This is a genomic window from Flavonifractor sp. An52 (genome assembly GCF_002159385.1).
Taxonomy (GTDB): Bacteria; Bacillota; Clostridia; order Oscillospirales; family Oscillospiraceae; genus Flavonifractor; species Flavonifractor avicola.
Genome location: NZ_NFIB01000007.1, coordinates 1 through 15033 on the forward strand (window position 1 = coordinate 1; position 15033 = coordinate 15033).

Here is a 15033-nt window from a genome sequence, read left to right on the forward strand (position 1 = left end):
CCCCTACCCCCACGCCGGAGCCTACTCCCACGCCCACCCCCACGGTGGAGGAGCGGACGGCGGCTCTGGCGGCGGAGATGACGGCTGAGATGAGCCGGTATGAAAAGATCTGCCAGCTTATCATCGTATCTCCCGAGGATCTTACCGGCGTAAGCACTGCCACCCAGGCGGGTGCGGCCACCAAAGCGGGGCTGGAGCGCTACCCTATCTGCGGTATTCTGTACCGCAAGCCCAATATGCTCAGCCAGAGCCAGCTCAAGCAGATGCTGGACAACAGCCAGAGCTATTCCAAGATCCCCCTCATCTTTACCTGCGACGAGGAGGGGGGACGGGTCACCCGCCTCATGAGCACCGTGGGTACCACCTGGGTGGGCCCCATGCTGGACTATGAGGACCAGGGCCCCGAGACCGCCTACGACAATGCCTACACCATCGGCTCCGATCTGGCCAGCTGCGGCTTCAACACCGACCTGGCCCCGGTGGCCGACGTGTGGACCAATCCGGAGAACACCGTTATCGGCGACCGGGCCTATTCTACCGACTTCAATACCGCGGCGGAGCTGGTGGCGGCGGCGGTGAAGGGCTTCCACGACGGCGGCGTGGGGGCGGTGCTCAAGCACTTCCCCGGCCACGGCGGTACCTCCACCGACTCCCACGACGGGGCCACCTATCTGTATCGCACCCTGGACCAGCTGCGGCAGGGGGAGCTGATCCCCTTCCAGGCGGGCATCGAGGCGGGGGCGGACGCGGTGATGATGGGCCATCTCATTGTTCCCGACCTGGACGATCAGCCCGCCCCTCTGTCCTATGAGATCGTCACCGGTCTGCTCCGGGAGGAGATGGGCTTTAACGGGGTGGTCATGACAGACGCCATGGAGATGTCTGCCCTTACCAAGTATTATACCGGCGGTCAGGCGGCGGTGATGGCCATTCAGGCCGGGGTGGATATCCTGCTGTGTCCCGGCGATCTGGACAGTACCATTGCGGCCCTGGAGGCGGCGGTGGAGGACGGCTCCATCTCAGAGGAGCGGCTGGATGAGAGCGTGCAGCGCATTCTCACCTTCAAGATCAACCGGGGCCTCATCCCTCTGGAGTGAATAAAACAGAAAAAAGGACTGCTGTGGTACAGCAGTCCTTTTTCTTATGTCTGACGCGATCTCAGGCGGGGCTGCCCAGCAGCAGGGGCTGGAGCTGGCGTCCCTCCAGCGCGGCGGCAATGGTGTCGGGCACCAGAGAGAAGTCGGCCACCACCGAGGTGGGCTTGCCCTGGGGATCGTCCTGCCGGAAGGGGACGAAATAGACGTGCTTCTTGTCCAGCAACGCCCCGATGTTCTTGGCCGAAGCGGCCAGAGCGTCATTGGTGGCGGGACAGATCACCAGTGGGCGGCCGTTGCGCAGATGGGCTTTGGCCGCCATGGTGACGGTGGAGTCGGTGACGCCGTTTGCCAGCTTTGCCAGAGTGTTGCCGGTGCAGGGGCAGATGACCAGCACATCCAACAGCTTTTTGGGCCCGATGGGCTCCGCTTTTACCAGAGAGTCGATGACCCGCTTGTCACAGATGCGCTCCATCTCCCGCATAAACTCATGGGCCGGGCCGAACCGGGTGTCGTTGGCGGCGGCGGCCTCCGACACGATGGGGGTCACGTCCCCAAACCGGGCCTTCACCTGCTCCAGGGCGGTCATAGCCATACTGAATGTACAAAAAGACCCGCAAAAGGCGAATCCAACCTTCGCTTGTTCCATGCTCACACTCCCAATTCCCGCAATATGTTGTAGATGGTGGTCTGAATACACTGGCCTGCCGTCACCGGCGCAACCTTGCCCGGCAGGGAGAGGGCCCAGATCACTTTGACCCCCAGCCGGGCGGCCGCATCAAAGTCCACGCCCCCCGGCTTGGAGGCCAGGTCGATGACCAGACAGCCCGGTTTCAGATCGGCAAGCTCTGTGAGGCCCAGCACAGGGGCGGGGACGGTGTTGACCACCAGGTCGTAGCCGCACAGCCAGCCCGCCAGGTGCTCGGTCTGCTCCCCGCAGTAGCCGCAGCTCTCTGCCCAGGCCAGGTCGGCCCACTTGCGGGCAGCCACGCTCACCTTGGCCCCCAGGCCTGCCAGACGCCGGGACAGGGCCTTGCCTACCCGTCCAAAGCCGATGACCAGCACCCTGGCGCCGTGGAGGGTGATGGGCAGTTCCTCCAGTGCGATCTGGATGGCACCCTCTGCGGTGGGCACCGCGTTGGCCACCGCCAGTTCCTCCCGGGCGAAGTAATCCTGAAGGACCAGTCCTTTTTGGGCGGCCAGGGCGGTGAGATTGGGGCCCACCATCCCGGCGCACACCAGTTGGCCGGGCCGCAGAGGGGAGAGCAGCTCCTCCAGCTTCCGGGGCTGGTCGGACAGAGGGGCGTGGAGCAGGCCGCCCTCCTCCTCCGCCGGCAGAGGCAGGATCAGGCAGTCGGCCAGTTCCACCCCCGCCGGGTCGGTCTCCATCTGTACCCCCGTCAGAGGGCCGTGGCCCTCCAGGGCCCAGGTATGTACTGTGTGGCCGTCGGCGGCCAGCAGCTCCGCCAGTTTGGCCTGCCGCAAATCGCCCCCCGCCACCCACAGGTTCAGTTCATGTCTCATGGTAAGCCCTCCGTTCCCAGTGACTGCTCCATCCTATTCCGCCGCCGGAAAAGGGTGACTGGGTGGCACAGCTTGACTTTTTGCTTTAACAGGCTAATAATAAAAGGACAGATCAAGAGAGAGCGGAGATGGACCCGATGGATCGAAACGAACAAAATCGCCTGACCGAAGGCAGCGTCCCCAAAAAGATGCTGGCCTTTGCCCTGCCCATCTTTTTCAGTAACCTGTTTCAGCAATTATATAATGCAGTGGATTCCCTTATTGTGGGCAACTTCATTGGCCGGTCTGCTCTGGCGGCGGTCAGCTCCTCCAGCAGCATGATTTTGCTCATGGTGGGCTTTATCAACGGTGTATCCCTGGGTGCGGGCGTGCTCATCGCACGGTACTACGGGGCGGAGGACGACGACCATATGGAGCGGGCGGTCCACACCACCGTGGCCCTGGGCCTGACAGCAGGTGTGATCCTGACAGTAGTGGGGGCCATTTTAACCCCACAGATCCTCCAGTGGATCGGCACCCCTGCCGACGTCATTGACAACTCCATTCTTTACTTCCGCATTTACTTCTTCGGTTCCTCCGCTGTGGTGCTCTACAACATGGGGGCCAGTATCCTCCAGTCGGTGGGCGACAGCCGCAGCCCCATGAAGTACCTCATTGCCGCCTCCCTTACCAATGTGGTGCTGGATCTGCTCTTTGTGGCGGTACTGAAACTGGGGGTGGGCAGCGCCGCCCTGGCCACCATCCTCAGCCAGTGCCTGTCCGCCTTCCTGGCCTTCCGCAAGCTGACCCTCACCAAGGCGGGCTACCGGGTGAACTGGCGGCGGGTGCGCTTCGAGGGACCCACCTTCAAGCAGATCATCACCCTGGGTATCCCCTCCGGAGTACAGAGCTCGGTGGTCTCCCTGGCCAACGTCATCGTCCAGGCCAACATCAACGCCTTTGACTCCGCCGCCATGGCGGGCTGCGGCGCCTACAGCCGTATCGAAGGCTTTGCCTTCCTGCCGGTAACCTGTTTTGCGCTGGCCCTGTCCACCTTCGTCAGTCAGAACCTGGGGGCCCACCGCTTCGACCGGGTGCGGGCGGGTATGAAGTTCGGCCTGGTGTGCAGCCCCATTTTGGCAGAGGCCATCGGCGGGATCATCTTCCTGGCCTCCCCGCTGCTGGTGGCCGCCTTCAACAGCGAGCCGGAGGTGGTGGCCTTTGGTGTGGCCTACGCCCGTACGGTGTCCCTGTTCTACTGCCTGCTGTCCTTCTCCCACTGCTGCGCCGGCATCCTGCGGGGCATGGGGCGGCCCATCGTACCCATGGCCATTATGCTGACGGTGTGGTGCGCCCTGCGTATCACCTACATCACCCTTACCGTGCGGGTCATCCCCGACATCCGGGTGGTCTATTGGGCCTATCCCCTCACCTGGTCCATCAGCTCGGTGCTCTTCGCCCTCTGCCTGCGGCAGCTGCTGCGGCATATGCCCCCCGGCGAGCTGCAAAGCGCGCCCATGTGACCGGACAGGGGGAAAACACAGTGAGAGTGGAGAAAACTCCGGCGGTATTTGTACACAATTCCCGTTGCAATCACGGGAAAAAGAGGGTATAATGACTCCAACCTAGAAAAGTGAGGCGTACAGGCATGACCAGACGTTCCCTCACAACTGCATCCTTCCTGTTTTCCTTTGGCTGGGCTCGATTTATGGGCACCGGCTTTTTTGGCATGGGAAAATAGCAGGATGGAGTAAATGGGTGGGCCTTATGGGGCCTGATATTACCTTGTAACACAGACAGGGCGCTCATTGATTTCATCAATGAGCGCCTATTTTTGTCACTGGAAAGGAAGCGTGTCATATGGTAGTCGTCATGAAGCCCGGTACCCGGCAGGAGGATATTCAACATCTGGCAGATAAACTGAAGCAGCTGGGCCTGGAAGTGGGCATTACCAACGGCGTGGGCTGCACCATCCTGGGCCTGGTGGGTGATACCACCGCCGTGGATATGGACAAGATTTCCATCAACCCCAACGTGGAGCGGGTCATGCGGGTGCAGGAGCCCTACAAGAAGGCCAACCGCAAGTTCCACCCCGAGGACACGGTGGTCACCGTGGGCAATGCCAAGATCGGCGGCGGCAACTTCTCCGTCATTGCCGGCCCCTGCTCGGTGGAGAGCGAGGAGCAGATCTGCGCCGTAGCCGAGGACGTGAAGCGCTCCGGCGCGGCCATGCTGCGGGGCGGCGCCTTCAAGCCCCGCACCTCCCCTTACTCCTTCCAGGGCATGGGCGCTCCCGGCCTGGATCTGCTGGTGGAGGCCCGGGCCAAGACCGGTCTGCCCATCGTCACCGAGATCATGGACCCCCGGATGGCCGACCTCTTTGAGCGGGAGGTGGACGTGGTCCAGGTGGGCGCCCGCAATATGCAGAACTTTGAGCTGCTTAAGGAAGTGGGCAAGATGAGCAAGCCCATCCTGCTCAAGCGGGGCCTGTCCAACACCTACGAAGAATGGATCATGTCCGCCGAGTATATTATGGCCGAGGGCAATGAGAACGTGATCCTGTGCGAGCGGGGCGTGCGTACCTTTGAGACCTACACCCGCAACACCCTGGACGTGTCCGCCATCCCCGCCGTCAAGCAGATGAGCCATCTGCCCGTCATCGTGGACCCCTCCCACGCTGCCGGTATGTACTGGATGGTGGAGCCTCTGGCCCTGGCCGCCGTGGCGGCGGGCGCCGACGGTCTCATCATCGAGGTCCACAACGATCCCGCCCACGCCAAGTGCGACGGCCAGCAGTCCCTTACCCCCCAGAAGTTCGACGCCCTCATGCACAAGGTGGGTATGCTGGTTGACCTGGTGGAGAAAAAGTTGGTAAAATAAAAAGAAATGACGCAGGGGTGGCCAGAAAGATTGCTCCTACGGTATTATGGAAAGGACGAAGTGCCCATGAAGACCCTCACCGTTGCCCTGCCGGGGCGGGAATATGATATTCTGATCCAGCGGGGCCTGCTGGACCAGGCGGGAGAACACTGCCGGAAGGCCCTGCCCCGGGCGGGCAGGCTCTTTGTGGTCACTGACTCCAACGTGGCCCCCCTCTACGCCCACCGGCTGGAAGCAAGCATTACCGCCGCCGGGTTTTCCGTGACAGTCCATGTCGTGCCCGCCGGAGAGGCCTCCAAGTGTGCCGGTCAGCTGGCCGGCCTGTGGGAGGCCATGATGGCCGCCGGGCTCACCCGTACCGATGCCGTGGTGGCTCTGGGCGGCGGCGTGGTGGGGGACCTGGCGGGCTTTGCCGCAGCTACTATCCTGCGTGGGGTGGACTTCGTCCAGATCCCCACCACCCTCCTCTCCCAGGTGGACTCCTCTGTGGGAGGCAAGGTGGCCATCGACCTGGAGGCGGGCAAGAATCTGGCCGGTGCCTTCTGGCAGCCCAAGCTGGTGCTGATGGACCCGGATACCCTGGATACCCTGCCCGACGCTACCTTTGCCGACGGTATGGCAGAGGTCATCAAGTACGGCTGTATCCTGGACGGGACCTTCTTTGATTTCCTGGCCCACCGGCCCAGCCGGAAGGAAATTATGGCGGAAATCGAACACGTCCTGTATACCTGTTGTAATTTAAAACGAATTGTTGTGGAAGAGGACGAGCGGGACACGGGAAAACGGATGCTGCTCAACTTCGGCCACACCCTGGGCCACGCCTACGAGAAGGCGGGCCACTATGAGAAGTGGACCCACGGTCAGGCGGTGGCCGCCGGTATGGTGAGGGCCGCCGGACTGGGGGAGCGGCTGGGGATTACTCCGGCGGGGACGGCGGACAGGATTGCCGCCGTTCTCACCGCTCTGGATCTGCCGGTGGAGATCTCTTGTACGGCGGAGGAGTATGCCGCCGCCATTGGTCTGGACAAGAAGGGGGCGGGGGCGGACATCAGCGTGATCCTGCTGGAAGAGATGGGCCGGGCCATCCCCCATAAAATGCCCAAAGCCGCACTGCTGGAGGAACTGAAATGAATGTGACCATTACGCCGGCGGTCCTGAAAGGGACGGTGACGCCGCCCCCGTCCAAGAGCCAGGCCCATCGGCTCATCATTGCCGCCGCTCTGTCCGACGGCTTCTGCAAGCTGTCTAACGTGGACCTGTCCGAGGACATCCAGGCCACCCTGCGGTGTATGCGCACCCTGGACGCCGACGCCTCCGCCGACGGCACCATCATCCGGGGCGCCGACCTGGTGGATGGCCATGAGGAGCCCGCCCCCGAGGTGATGGACTGCGGGGAGAGCGGCTCCACCCTCCGCTTTCTCATTCCGGTGGCTCTGGCCCTCAAGGGGGGCGGGAAATTCACCGGCCACGGGCGGCTGATGGAGCGGCCCCAGGGGCCCTACTTCGCCCTCTTCCGGGAGAAGGGCATCTTCTACGAACAGAAGGACGGGGTGCTGACGGTACGGGGCAAGCTGACCCCCGGTATTTACACCCTGCCGGGCAACGTGTCCTCCCAGTTCATCACCGGCCTGCTGTATGCCCTGCCCCTGCTGGAGGGGGACAGCGAGATCAGGCTCACCACCGACCTGGAGAGCCGGGGCTATGTGGACATGACCCTGGACGCCCTGGAACGGTTTGGAGTAAAGGCGGAATACGACGGCAAGCGCATCTTCCGTGTGCCGGGGAATCAGTATTACCAGCATCAGAATCTGGCCATTGAGGCCGACTGGTCCAACGCCGCCTTCTGGTACGGAGCCAAGTTCCTGGACTGCCCGGTGGAGATCGGCGGGCTGGATCAGGCCTCCGTTCAGGGGGACCGGGCCATTGCCGGATTCTATGACCAGCTGCAGGGGACCGGCAGCCTGGACCTGGATGTAAGCCAGTGCCCCGATCTGGTGCCCCCTCTGGCCGCCATGGCCGCCCTGCGAGCGGGGGAGACCACCCGCATTGTCAACGCCGGGCGGCTGCGGATCAAGGAGAGCGACCGGCTGGCTACCGTGACCGAAGTGCTCAACGCCCTGGGCGCCCAGGTGGAGGAATATGAGGACTACCTGGTGATCCATGGGAAGGAGAAGCTGGCGGGGGGTGTTACCGTCTCCGGCCACAATGACCACCGCATTGCCATGATGGCGGCCATTGCCGCCATCCGGTGCGAAGCGCCGGTGACCATCACTGGTGCGGAGTGCGTCAAGAAGTCCTATCCACGGTTCTGGGAGGATTACCGCAGATTGGGAGGAGAACTGATATGCGACATATGATCTTCGGGGAGTCCCACGGCCCTGCCATCGGCGTGGTGCTGGAGGGGGTACCCGCCGGGCTGGAGCTGGATCTGGAGCAGGTGCAGAAGGAACTGGACCGGCGCAAGCCGGGCCAGGACCCCACCGCAACTGCCCGGAAGGAGAGCGACCTGGTGGAGGTGCTCTCCGGGGTGTTTGAGGGCAAGACCACCGGGGCCCCTCTGGCTATGGTGATCCGCAACTCCGACCAGCACTCCAAGGACTATGAATCCATCCGGTACACCCCCCGGCCCAGCCACGGGGATTACGCCGGATTCATCAAGAGCAGAGGCTGTCTGGACTATCGGGGAGGCGGCCACTTTTCCGGCCGCCTCACCGCCCCGCTGGTGGCCGCCGGCGCGGTAGCCAAGCAGGTGCTGGCGGGCCGGGGCGTTCAGGTGGGTGCCCACATCAGCTCCATCTACGGCATCTGCGACGCCGCCCTGGAGGACCCGGAGGAACTGAAAGCTGTGGCGGCCAAATCCTTCCCGGTACTGAATGACAGCAAGGGAGAGGAGATGCGCCAGGCCATTCTGGAGGCCAAGGAGGAGCAGGACAGCGTGGGCGGCGCCATCGAGTGCGCCGTTACCGGCCTGCCCGCCGGACTGGGCGCCCCCGACTTCGGCTGCAACGTGGAGGGAATTTTCTCCCAGTATCTCTTTGCCGTACCCGCGGTGAAGGGCATTGAGTTCGGGGCCGGCGTGGCCTTCTCCCTCATGCGGGGCAGCGAGGCCAACGACCCCTTTGCCGTGGAGGACGGCAAGGTGGTCACCAAGACCAACCACGCCGGGGGCATCAATGGCGGCATCACCAACGGGATGCCGGTGACCTTTGAGGTCACCATCCGACCCACTCCTTCCATCTCTCTGCCGCAGGAGAGCGTGGACCTGCGGACCGGGGAGGAGACGGAAATTGAGATCCACGGCCGCCATGATCCCTGCATCGTCCCCCGGGCGGTGCCGGTGATCGAGGCGGCGGCTGCCCTGGCGGCCTGCGCTGTATTGGGCATCTGATAAGGAGCGATGGATATGACGGAACTGGAGCAATATCGGCAGGAGATCGACCGCATCGACGGGGAACTGGTCAAACTCTTTCTGGAGCGGATGGCCGTCACCGGCAAGGTGGGGGAATATAAGCAGCGCCAGGGCATCCCTGTGCTGGACGCCAACCGGGAGAAGCAGGTCATTGCCGCCAAGACGGCCCTGACCGATGACCCCGCCCGGAAGGCGGATCTGGCGGCGCTCTATGAGAGCATCATGGCCATCTCCCGCCGCCAGCAGCGCCATCTGGTGAAGGAGGGAGCGGAGGACCCGGGCTACGCCGCCTATCTGGCCGACCTGGCCAGAGTGCGTCAGCCGGTGGCCAATCCCCGGGTGGCCTACCAGGGGGAGCCGGGCTGCTACAGTGAGGAGGCCACTGTGGGCTTCTTCGGCGGGGACGTGAACAGCGTGGGCAAGCCTTGGTTCAACGATGTATTCGCTGCCCTGGAGAGCGGCGAGGTGGACTACGCCATGCTGCCGGTGGAGAACTCCTCCACCGGGTCTATCCGGCAGGTATACGACCTGATGGCCCAGTACCGCTATTACATCGTGGGAGAGTGGCAGGTGCCGGTGGAGCACTGCCTGGCAGCACTGCCGGGCGTAGAACTGTCCCAGATTACAACCGTCTATTCCCATGAGCAGGGGCTGATGCAGAGCGAGAAGTATCTGGACGCCCACCGGGACTGGAAACGGGTGCCCACCCTGGACACCGCCGGTTCTGCCAAGCTGGTGGTGGAGAAGGGGGATCTGACCGCAGCCGCTATCTGCTCCAAGCGGGCTGCCCAGCTATACGGCCTCAACATCCTGGCTGAACGGGTCAACCACAATACCATGAACCATACCCGGTTTGCCGTGGTGTCCCCGGTGCCTGAACTGCGGCCCGACCGCAACAAGATCAGCGCCGTGTTCCGCCTGCCCCACCAGAGCGGCTCCCTCCACGAGATCCTTACCATCTTTGCCGTCCAGGGGCTCAACCTGCTGAAGATCGAGTCCCGGCCCATCCCCGGACGGGGTTTTGAGTACCTCTTCTTCCTGGACTTCACCGGCGACCTCACCGCCCCCGGCATGGACGGGGTGCTCCACGAGCTGAGCCAATTGGCCACCGAGGTGCGCATTCTGGGCAACTACAAAGCCTGGGAGGAGCAGGCATGAGGGATAACGTGGTGCTCATCGGTATGATGGGCTGCGGCAAGTCCACGGTAGGGAAGCTGCTGGCCGAGAAATTGGGTTTCACCTTCGTGGACACAGACCAGTATATTGAGGAGGCCCTGGGCCGGTCTATCCCCGACATCTTTGCCAAGGAGGGGGAGGCCTTCTTCCGGGACTGGGAGTTGGGCGCGGCGGAGGAGCTGTCCCAGCGGAAAGGACAGGTCATTGCCTGCGGCGGTGGCCTGCCCACCCGTGCGGATTCCATCGCTTCCCTGAAATATAGTGGTACTGTGATCTTCCTCCGGCGGGACCCGGGGGAGATCTATGACAATGTGTCTATGGGTGGCCGCCCCCTGGGCCAGCAGGGGAGAGAGGCCTTTCTGGAGCGATATGCCGGACGGGAGCCCATCTATTTGGAGTGGGCCGACCATGTGGTGGATGTACAGGCCACTCCGGCGGAGACCGTCCAACGGATTTTGGAGGTGCTGAAATGAAATTCCTCATCATCAACGGGCCCAACCTGAACCTGCTGGGCAAGCGGGAGCCGGGTATTTATGGGGAGAACACCTATGACAGCCTGTGCAAGCGGTTGGAGGACTTTGCCGCCGCCCACGGCTCTGAGGCCCACTGCTTCCAGTCCAACCACGAGGGGGCCATTATTGACGCCATCCACGCCGCCGACGGGGTGTATGACGCCATCGTCATGAACCCAGGGGCCTTTACCCACTACTCCTATGCCATTCTGGACGCCCTCAAGGCGGTGGATGTGCCCTGTATTGAGGTCCACATCTCCAACGTCCACCAGCGGGAGGAGTTCCGGCACAAGAGCGTCACCGCCCCCGCCTGTGTGGGTCAGATCTGCGGCCTGGGCCTGTATGGCTACGAGGCGGCAATGGGTTACTTTCTCGCCAGAGAGTTGTAACCGAAGAGAGCTTCCATAAATGAGCAAGGAGAGATTATGAAATATCCTTCTGTTCCCTTGCCCCGCATTGGAATGCGGGTCATCAAGACAGCCGTGGCGGTGATGGTGTCCTATGCGCTGTTCCTTCCCTTTGGCCTCACCTATCGGGAGGAGCTGGGAGGTATTTTGGGGCAGATGGGGCCTCTGTATGCCTGTATTGCCTGCATCATCTGCACCCAGAGCACCTTGGGTCAGACCTTCCGCCAGGGTATTTCCCGCCTGATCGGCGTCATTGTGGGCGGCGCCCTGGGTACCGCTACCCTGCTGCTGGGACCGGCCCTGGAGCATTTCTGGCTCAAGACCATCATTCTTGGTGTGGTATGTGTGGCAGGGGTTTGGTTGTGTCTGCTCATCAAGCGGCCTACCGCCTGCGGCATGGCCTGCATCCTGCCCTGTGTCATTCTCATCACCGGCGTCACCGGCGTGACCCGGTATTACTACGCCGCCGCCCGCATGATCGAGACCATTGTGGGATTGCTGGTGGCCCTGGCAATCAACGCCGCCCTCCCCGACCACCGGCCGGAGGGCGAACGGGGAGAGATGGATATGAACGTGGAACTGAAAAACACTACCCGCAAGCTGTGCGTTATTGGGGACCCGGTGGCCCACTCCAAGTCCCCTCTGATCCAGAATACCATGCTCAAGGCGCTGGGCCTGGACTATGTGTATCTGTGTCAGCCGGTGCCCCGGGGACAGTGCAGGGAATGGCTGGAGTGTGCCAAATTTGCCGGGTACGCCGGGTTTAATGCCACCATGCCCCATAAGGAGGAGCTGGTGCCCCTGCTGGATGAGCTGGACGAGGATGCCAGACTCATCGGAGCGGTGAACACCGTATGCATCCGGGAGGGCAAAACCTACGGCTACAACACCGATGGCGAGGGCTTCCTTCGGGCACTGGCCGACGAGGGCATCGATCCGGCGGGTAAAAAGGTGACGGTGCTGGGAGCGGGAGGCGCCGCCAAGGCGGTATGTCTCAAGCTGGCCCAGGCCGGAGCGGGGGTCATCGTGTGCAACCGTACCCTCGACAAGGCTCAGGCCATCTGTGACCACGACCCGGAGCACCTTCATCCGGCGGGCTTTTCCCAGGATGAACTGGCCCGGGCGGCGGAGGAGTGCGACCTGCTGGTGAATTGCACCTCCCTGGGAATGGCGGACACCGCCGGACAGTTTGCCGACTTCTCCTTCCTGGATCATCTGAAGCCCGGCGTGCCGGTGGTGGATCTGATCTATATCCCCGCTGAAACCGAATTGCTCCGCCAAGCCAAAAAGCGGGGCCACAAGGCCATTAACGGGCTGGGCCTGCTGGTCAACCAGGCGGTGCTGGCCCTGGAGCACTTTACCCAGACCGAAATTGACGCCGCCGAGATGAAAAAGCGGATTGCCGAAGTGCTATAAGATAACGTAGAAAGGAGCCCCCGACGTTCCAATGGACGTCGGGGGCTCCTTTTTTATTGCTCGTCGGGACCAAAGAGTTGGGAGATGGGCACCCCCAGCACCTGGGACAGGCCGTACAGCTCGATGTCGGTGACCGTACGCTGCCGGTCCTCAATCCGGGAGACCGAGCCCCGGCAGACATAGATCGCCATGGTTTCCAGCTTATCGGACAGGGCCTGCTGGCTCATGCCCCGCTTGATGCGCAGGGCCCGCACCTGCTCGCCCACCAGGTTTTTGGCAGTCCCGTCAATGATCCTGGCCATGAGAATACACCTCCTTTTGTCTTGACATAGGACAACCCCAACGTTATACTGAAAATCGTCCTGAGTTGTCCTATCATAGGACAAAACTAAAAAATGTAAGGTCAGGAGGGGGGAGAAGACGATGGAACGGCGTTTGACGGCGGGGGCCGGTCTTTTGACCCGGATTATGCTGGGGCTGGCGCTGGCCCTGCTGGCCGGCGGGCTGGTACTGGGGCTGGGGCAGAATGGGGAGACCTGGAAGGCCCTGGCACTGGCAGTCCCCGTCCTGACAGCGGGCTGGAAAGGGTTGCCGCCGCTGTGCCGTTGGTTGGAGAGAATGGGGGCGGTCAGGATCTGGCTGGGGCTTACCCTACTCTGTCTGGCGGTCAAGGGAGCCTGGGTGTTCCTGGTACGGGTAACTCCCTCCGGGGATTACGCCACCTTCTGGGGCTATGCCAATGCCCTGGCCCGGCAGCCGGTACTGGAGGACGGGCGCTATATGGCCCTCTTCCCTCATATCTTCGGCTACTCCTCCTTTCTCAGTTGGTTTATCCGCCTGCTGGGGCCGGGGGAACTGCTGGCCCAGATGCTCAATGTGGTCCTCACCGCTGTCTCCGGCAGTTTTCTTTTCCTGTTGGGGCGGCGGTGGTGGGGACTGCTGGCCGGGATCTCCGCCTATCTGCTGTGGATTGCCTGCCCCTCCCAGACCATTTATAATAGTCTGGTTCTGTCCGAGCCCCTCTATACCACTCTGATGCTGGGAACCTTGGTGCTGCTGACGGCAGGGGAGGGGAGACGGCCCATCCTGCGGGGGGTGGCAGCAGGGCTGGTGCTGCGGTGGTTCAACGGGGTGCGTCCCATTGCGGCGGTGGTGATCATTGCTCTGCTGATCTGGCGCCTGGTGCTGAAGCCGGAGGAATGGCTGCTGGGAGAATCCCGGCGGTACTGGTTGGGGCTGCTGGCCGCCCTGCTGGCGGTCTATGCCGTCACCGGCCCGCTGTGGCAGGCCCATTTGACCCGCCGCATTGGGGAGAAGCCCTCCACCACGCCGGGCTACAGTGTTCTGGTGGGATTTAACCAAGACTCCGGCGGGGCATGGAACCAGGAGGACAGCCAGCTGCTCTTTTCTCTCGGCGATGCGCCGGGGGCCACCGCCCAGCAGGCTCAGGAGGGAGCTTTGGAGGCTGCCAAAGACCGCATCACCTCCGGGAAGGTGGCCTTGCTGCCTCTGCTGCGGGATAAACTGAGGGCTTTTCTGGGCTCTGACCACGCCTGCGTGGGCTATGTGGGCAGCGTGGTGCGTCATACCAAGCTGTTTGCCCTGGCCTGCAACGGATTCTATTATGCAGCCATGGTACTGGCGGGAGGTGGCCTGGTCCGGCTGTGGCGAAACCGGGAGCGCTCCGCTGTGGTTTTGCTGCCCCTGTATGTGCTGGGGCTGACCTGCGCCCAGATGCTGGTGGAGGTGGCCGGGCGGTACCACTATTCCCTGATTCCTGTGCTTTTGCTGCTGGGACAGGCGGCCCTTTTCCCGCCCGCTCCGGCAGAGACAAAAATTTTTCAAAAAAACCGGGAAAGCTCTTGACAGGGAATGGGTTTTAGAGTATCATAATCAAGCGCCTGTTTGGGGCGCAGTCTGCGATGATGCGGGAGATTGCTCAGCAATGAGGTAACTTCCGCGGAGTATGTCCGAGCTAGAATCGGGCGGCTGAGGGATCTGTACACGGCGTATATCGCCATGTATGGGTAAAACCGGCCTGCTTGTGCCGGTTTTCTTCATGTCACGGAGTGATACGCACGGAAACGTGTACTGAAATCTCTCACCGTACGAAGCGAGGAAAGACACCGCGCTTTGGCCCCGTGGACCCGGCAAAAGCGCACCACTTCGTATGTTTAAGGAGGAACAAACACCATGGCAGCTCAGAAAGAAATGATCCGCATCCGTCTGAAGGCCTACGATCATCAGCTCATCGACCAGAGCGCTGAGAAGATCGTTGAGACCGCCAAGCGCACCGGCGCTTCCGTGTCCGGCCCCATCCCCCTGCCCACCAAGAAGGAAGTCGTCACCATCCTGCGCGCCGTCCATAAGTACAAGGACTCCCGCGAGCAGTTCGAGCGCCGCACTCACAAGCGCCTGATCGACATCCTCAAGCCCTCTCCCAAGACCGTCGAGGCCCTGATGAGCCTGGAGCTCCCCGCCGGTGTGGAGATCGAGATCAAGCTGTAAGAGACAGCGATCCATTCCTTTGTTTGTACCGCAGTCCGCCGCGTTTTGAGGCGGACGGGTCAAGTTGGCCGAGCAATACCAGTCCAATGGGTAACTCGCCCAACCAATAACCTTATTAAGGAGGAAAA

General features: G+C 62.3%; 15 protein-coding genes. 12 read left to right on the forward strand and 3 right to left on the reverse strand.

Annotated features, from left to right (window positions below):
- Positions 1-1097 (forward strand): glycoside hydrolase family 3 protein (locus B5G06_RS03830; RefSeq protein ID WP_143382709.1); only part of this gene is annotated, 1097 nt, incomplete at its 5' end.
- Positions 1098-1158: 61 nt separating this feature from the next.
- Here the strand turns inward: B5G06_RS03830 and B5G06_RS03835 are convergent.
- Positions 1159-1743, reverse strand: coding sequence for a dipicolinate synthase subunit B (locus B5G06_RS03835; protein ID WP_087187768.1), 585 nt, complete (start codon positions 1741-1743; stop codon positions 1159-1161).
- A gap of 2 nt (positions 1744-1745) precedes the next feature.
- Positions 1746-2618 (reverse strand): dipicolinate synthase subunit DpsA, encoded by an 873-nt coding sequence (gene dpsA, locus B5G06_RS03840; protein ID WP_087187769.1) that lies wholly within the window; start codon positions 2616-2618, stop codon positions 1746-1748.
- A gap of 137 nt (positions 2619-2755) precedes the next feature.
- Here dpsA and B5G06_RS03845 point away from each other — a divergent pair, with 137 nt between their 5' ends.
- From B5G06_RS03845 to aroE, 9 genes are all read left to right on the forward strand, one after another.
- Positions 2756-4120, forward strand: coding sequence for an MATE family efflux transporter (locus B5G06_RS03845; RefSeq protein WP_087187770.1), 1365 nt, complete (start codon positions 2756-2758; stop codon positions 4118-4120).
- Positions 4121-4457: 337 nt separating this feature from the next.
- Positions 4458-5477 (forward strand): 3-deoxy-7-phosphoheptulonate synthase, encoded by a 1020-nt coding sequence (gene aroF, locus B5G06_RS03850; protein WP_087187771.1) that lies wholly within the window; start codon positions 4458-4460, stop codon positions 5475-5477.
- Between the two features lie 66 nt (positions 5478-5543).
- Positions 5544-6608: a 3-dehydroquinate synthase gene (aroB, locus tag B5G06_RS03855; protein ID WP_087187772.1), complete on the forward strand. Its 1065-nt coding sequence runs from the start codon at positions 5544-5546 to the stop codon at positions 6606-6608.
- A complete protein-coding gene (gene aroA, locus B5G06_RS03860) occupies positions 6605-7834 on the forward strand; it encodes a 3-phosphoshikimate 1-carboxyvinyltransferase (protein ID WP_087187773.1) in 1230 nt (409 codons plus the stop codon). Before aroB ends, aroA begins: the two co-directional genes overlap by 4 nt.
- Complete coding sequence (aroC, locus tag B5G06_RS03865) at positions 7831-8865, forward strand: chorismate synthase (protein WP_343286351.1); 1035 nt, start codon at positions 7831-7833, stop codon at positions 8863-8865. Before aroA ends, aroC begins: the two co-directional genes overlap by 4 nt.
- Positions 8866-8880: 15 nt before the next feature.
- Positions 8881-10044 (forward strand): bifunctional chorismate mutase/prephenate dehydratase, encoded by a 1164-nt coding sequence (locus B5G06_RS03870; protein WP_087187775.1) that lies wholly within the window; start codon positions 8881-8883, stop codon positions 10042-10044.
- Positions 10041-10535, forward strand: coding sequence for a shikimate kinase (locus B5G06_RS03875; RefSeq protein WP_087187776.1), 495 nt, complete (start codon positions 10041-10043; stop codon positions 10533-10535). The genes B5G06_RS03870 and B5G06_RS03875 overlap by 4 nt, the downstream gene beginning before the upstream one ends.
- Complete coding sequence (gene aroQ / locus B5G06_RS03880) at positions 10532-10963, forward strand: type II 3-dehydroquinate dehydratase (protein ID WP_087187777.1); 432 nt, start codon at positions 10532-10534, stop codon at positions 10961-10963. Before B5G06_RS03875 ends, aroQ begins: the two co-directional genes overlap by 4 nt.
- Before the next feature lie 36 nt (positions 10964-10999).
- Positions 11000-12397: a shikimate dehydrogenase gene (gene aroE, locus B5G06_RS03885; RefSeq protein ID WP_087187778.1), complete on the forward strand. Its 1398-nt coding sequence runs from the start codon at positions 11000-11002 to the stop codon at positions 12395-12397.
- Positions 12398-12450: 53 nt separating this feature from the next.
- Here the strand turns inward: aroE and B5G06_RS03890 are convergent, their stop codons facing one another.
- Positions 12451-12699: a helix-turn-helix domain-containing protein gene (locus B5G06_RS03890; RefSeq protein WP_087187779.1), complete on the reverse strand. Its 249-nt coding sequence runs from the start codon at positions 12697-12699 to the stop codon at positions 12451-12453.
- 121 nt (positions 12700-12820) lie between these two features.
- Between B5G06_RS03890 and B5G06_RS03895 the strand changes: the two genes are divergently transcribed.
- Both B5G06_RS03895 and rpsJ read left to right on the forward strand, forming a co-directional pair.
- On the forward strand, positions 12821-14263 hold the full coding sequence (locus tag B5G06_RS03895) for a hypothetical protein (protein ID WP_087187780.1): 1443 nt from the start codon (positions 12821-12823) through the stop codon (positions 14261-14263).
- 327 nt (positions 14264-14590) lie between these two features.
- Complete coding sequence (gene rpsJ, locus B5G06_RS03900) at positions 14591-14905, forward strand: 30S ribosomal protein S10 (protein WP_006573401.1); 315 nt, start codon at positions 14591-14593, stop codon at positions 14903-14905.
- Positions 14906-15033 lie beyond the last annotated feature (128 nt).

Excerpts from the sequence above, each read along its gene's own strand:
- aroF (WP_087187771.1), top strand. The coding sequence starts at position 4,458 with ATGGTAGTCGTCATGAAGCCCGGTACCCGGCAGGAGGATATTCAACAT.
- B5G06_RS03835 (WP_087187768.1), bottom strand. The coding sequence starts at position 1,743 with ATGGAACAAGCGAAGGTTGGATTCGCCTTTTGCGGGTCTTTTTGTACA.
- aroB (WP_087187772.1), top strand. The coding sequence starts at position 5,544 with ATGAAGACCCTCACCGTTGCCCTGCCGGGGCGGGAATATGATATTCTG.
- B5G06_RS03870 (WP_087187775.1), top strand. The coding sequence starts at position 8,881 with ATGACGGAACTGGAGCAATATCGGCAGGAGATCGACCGCATCGACGGG.
- dpsA (WP_087187769.1), bottom strand. The coding sequence starts at position 2,618 with ATGAGACATGAACTGAACCTGTGGGTGGCGGGGGGCGATTTGCGGCAG.
- aroQ (WP_087187777.1), top strand. The coding sequence starts at position 10,532 with ATGAAATTCCTCATCATCAACGGGCCCAACCTGAACCTGCTGGGCAAG.
- B5G06_RS03890 (WP_087187779.1), bottom strand. The coding sequence starts at position 12,699 with ATGGCCAGGATCATTGACGGGACTGCCAAAAACCTGGTGGGCGAGCAG.
- aroA (WP_087187773.1), top strand. The coding sequence starts at position 6,605 with ATGAATGTGACCATTACGCCGGCGGTCCTGAAAGGGACGGTGACGCCG.
- B5G06_RS03845 (WP_087187770.1), top strand. The coding sequence starts at position 2,756 with ATGGATCGAAACGAACAAAATCGCCTGACCGAAGGCAGCGTCCCCAAA.
- B5G06_RS03895 (WP_087187780.1), top strand. The coding sequence starts at position 12,821 with ATGGAACGGCGTTTGACGGCGGGGGCCGGTCTTTTGACCCGGATTATG.
- rpsJ (WP_006573401.1), top strand. The coding sequence starts at position 14,591 with ATGGCAGCTCAGAAAGAAATGATCCGCATCCGTCTGAAGGCCTACGAT.
- B5G06_RS03875 (WP_087187776.1), top strand. The coding sequence starts at position 10,041 with ATGAGGGATAACGTGGTGCTCATCGGTATGATGGGCTGCGGCAAGTCC.
- aroE (WP_087187778.1), top strand. The coding sequence starts at position 11,000 with ATGAAATATCCTTCTGTTCCCTTGCCCCGCATTGGAATGCGGGTCATC.
- aroC (WP_343286351.1), top strand. The coding sequence starts at position 7,831 with ATGATCTTCGGGGAGTCCCACGGCCCTGCCATCGGCGTGGTGCTGGAG.